Source organism: uncultured Brachyspira sp. (assembly GCF_934747485.1).
Taxonomy (GTDB): domain Bacteria; phylum Spirochaetota; class Brachyspiria; order Brachyspirales; family Brachyspiraceae; genus Brachyspira.
This window is the reverse complement of the sequence record NZ_CAKVGN010000119.1, coordinates 1-3,269: the sequence shown is the minus strand read 5'-3', so window position 1 is coordinate 3,269 and position 3,269 is coordinate 1. Positions and strand designations below refer to the sequence as shown.

3 protein-coding genes are annotated in these 3,269 nt (G+C 21.8%); 1 reads left to right on the top strand and 2 read right to left on the bottom strand.

From position 1 onward, the window contains the following. Positions 1-325: hypothetical protein (locus tag Q0H31_RS13025; protein WP_295298877.1), on the top strand; the 325-nt coding region annotated here is incomplete at its 5' end. Positions 326-804: 479 nt separating this feature from the next. Here the strand turns inward: Q0H31_RS13025 and Q0H31_RS13020 are convergent. Next, positions 805-2,628, bottom strand: coding sequence for a DUF2971 domain-containing protein (locus Q0H31_RS13020; RefSeq protein WP_295298875.1), 1,824 nt, complete (start codon positions 2,626-2,628; stop codon positions 805-807). Between the two features lie 173 nt (positions 2,629-2,801). Then, a complete protein-coding gene (locus tag Q0H31_RS13015) occupies positions 2,802-3,041 on the bottom strand; it encodes a hypothetical protein (protein WP_295298874.1) in 240 nt (79 codons plus the stop codon). Positions 3,042-3,269: the final 228 nt, after the last annotated feature.

The window sequence follows — 3,269 nt, the reverse complement described above, 5'->3', positions numbered from 1 at the left end:
TAAAATTGTCCCTAAAGAAAATAAAAAGAACGAAGTCAAAACTGAAACTAAAATAAATGAAACTAAAACTAACGAAATTAAAGCGACTAACGAAAGCAAAGAAAATAAAGCAAATGAAAATTCAGAAATTAAAAATACCAATGAAACTGTAAGTGAAAATAAAATTAACGAAACTGAAAAAATAGTTTATATCGCAAAAACGGGTAAAAAATATCATCTTGAAAATTGTAGAACTTTGCGAGGAGAAAAGGAAGCTATAGATTTGAACGAAGCAATAAAAAATGGGTATGAAACTTGTAAGGTTTGTAAGCCCGATGGTATTTAAGATATTAATATATTTTATAATTATTCCGATAATAAATATACATTTTATGCCGTTTTTCGATAAGCATATTCAAACATTACTTTTGTTGGGTTTTAAATCTATTTATCAACTTTCTAACGGTAATAAACTAAGTAATACTATTTATAACATCATTAAAAATTGAAATAATATTATTTATCATTTTTTCTAATTTATTATTTTTATCTTCAATGTAATTATTAAAGTATTAATAAAATTGAAAATCATTATAATATTTTTAAGTTAAATAATAATTAAGTATTAAATATATACCTCGTCTAATGCAAATTCGTATATTTTAGAATTGTTTATATCTTTAATTATATTACCCGAATATTTTTGTGTCGGATATTTAAAATATTCAATTTATTAGAATGTAAATATTCCATAGTTATGGATTTTCTTTTCATTAGAGTAGCCCAATATATACAATGATTAAGAATATATATAAATTAATATTTTCAATTCAATGGTAAATCGGATATTTCTATATCTATATTCTTATTGATTTTATTTTTCGTTATTAAATATTGATAAACTTCTTTCACTGAAGAAGCATTTTCTACTTTAGGACCTATTATAATCTTTTTCAAATAATTTTCTTCAAAAATTGAAACTTTATAGTCTGAATAAAGTCTATTTATATTTTTGTCAAATGAAACATCGTTACTATCATTTTTAGTTAATTGAATAAGTCGAAGTTCTTGCTCCTCAAAAAATGAAGAATGTTTAATTAAATATCTGATATTTATCAAAAGTTTATAAGCTAATTCTAATTCTTCATTTTTCAAATCTCTAATTATAATAAATATATTTTTTAACATAAATTTTATATTATTTGTAATATTTATATTATTTTTATCATATTCAATATCTTCATCAAATAAATTTTTAAGATTTATAACCTCATTTTTATATATACTATCTGTAGGGTTATAAATAAGTTCATTATTTTTATTATCATAATATAACATAAAATAAAGTTGGAGTTTACTTTTTTCTTTTTTAGAATTATTTTTTTTATTATTAATAACTTGGGCGGGGCTTTTTAATGAATATTGGTCGAAAAATGAACGATTAAATACCAAACATATTCCCGTTCCTTCTTTTTCTTCTTCTTTACCATATAATCTAAACATTGTAAGAGAATTTGTATATCTAATAAAAGAAGTTTGAAAAACTAAATAATCTTTATTTTGTTCTTTTATATCTATATTTTTTTCTGTATTTATAGATAATAAATTTTTTAATATCTCGCCTTCTTTAGGGTCGTTTGCTTTAGATATACTTGTAAGTCTTAAAAATGCCTTATGATTTTCTTGAGGATTACATGATGCGTTTTTTTCTTCATAATAATTTAGTAATTTTTGAAATATATCTTTTGAGGTATAATGCGAGAACTCTTCAATACTTTGATAGTTCTTTATAGAAAGTAAATCAAGTAAAATATATTGATAAATCCATAACTTATAAAATTCGTTTTCTGTTTTTTCATCTTTTGCTGTAAAATAATTACCAATTATAGATTTAAAGTAATCTTCTTTTTCTACTATTTGTTCTTTATAAAAGAAAAGAAAATCTATAATATCTTTAATTGTTATTTTTTCTTCTAAAAAAGTTCTAATTATAAAATACATTATATTTATATTATTTAATGAATTTATATTGGTAGTTTTATTATCATCTTTTCCTTTATGACCTTTATGACAATGATAATATGCAAATGTTCTATTTATGCGAATAAGCTTAAAGTCGCTATCTGATTTTATAATAATATCAAAGTCTTTAAGCGCTTTATTATATTTCTTTTTTTGACAAAAAGCTATACCTCTATAATAATATAATTTTTCATAGTTGCTTTTTAATTCTATAGATTTATTAAAATCAGCTATTGCCTCGTAAGATTTTGCCATGAAAGTATAAGCTATACCTCTACGACAATACGCCTCTTCATAACTACCATTTAATTCTATAGCTTTAGTAAAATTACTTACTGCTTTTTCATTTTTTCCATCATGTGCATAAGCAATGCCTCTACCACAATATATTTTAGATTTATCAAATCCTAATTTTTCAGCTTCATTAAAATCTTCTAAAGCTTCATCAATAGAATATTCTTGAGCATAACAAATTCCACGCATATAATATATTTCACTTAATTTTGCATTTCCAATTGAATTTGAAAATTTATCTATAATTTCATTGAAACAATTTATTGCTTTTTCATAATCTTTATTATTATACGCATATAATCCATCATTAAAATATTTTTCTTCTCTTGTCATGAAATTCTCTAATATTTGAACTAAACTAATATGAATTATATACTATTTTTAAAAAAAGTCAAATTTTATAACATTTTACCAATTTATATTTTCTATATCCCCGCAAAAAGAAATATCCTTAAAATTAATATCATATTTTATTTGTTTTGGTAAATATTGTTTTATAAAACAACTTACCATTCATTATCTAAACTTTTTAAACGTTCAATTTCTTTTTCCAAATTTGAAATTTTTAATTTATAACTGGCTATATCTTTTTCATGATTAGCTATAAATTGTTGATGTGCAGGTAAAAGTCCACTCTTTAGTCTCGTGGCTTTAATAACCTTTATTTGAAGTTCTTTTTTCCTTATATTTTCTTTACATTCTTTAATACTAATTTCTTTTTGACTAATTAATTGCTGATTACTCATAATCAACCTCCAATTTGTTATTATAATTTAATTTATGTAATACATTATTTTGATAAAAAAATCAAATTTGCCTCAATATTTATAACCCATAGCCACTAAATGCCACTTATCCACAGTCTCTATATCTACATCAACAAATCCATTCCTACTTAAATAAAAATACATAATCTCTTTATTATAACCAGATTTATGAACATCCCAATATCTAGTTCTTATATCTTTATTATC

What these genes read in the sequence shown, in the direction of transcription:
- Q0H31_RS13020 (WP_295298875.1), bottom strand. Translation starts at nt 2,628, where the DNA reads ATGACAAGAGAAGAAAAATATTTTAATGATGGATTATATGCGTATAAT.
- Q0H31_RS13015 (WP_295298874.1), bottom strand. Translation starts at nt 3,041, where the DNA reads ATGAGTAATCAGCAATTAATTAGTCAAAAAGAAATTAGTATTAAAGAA.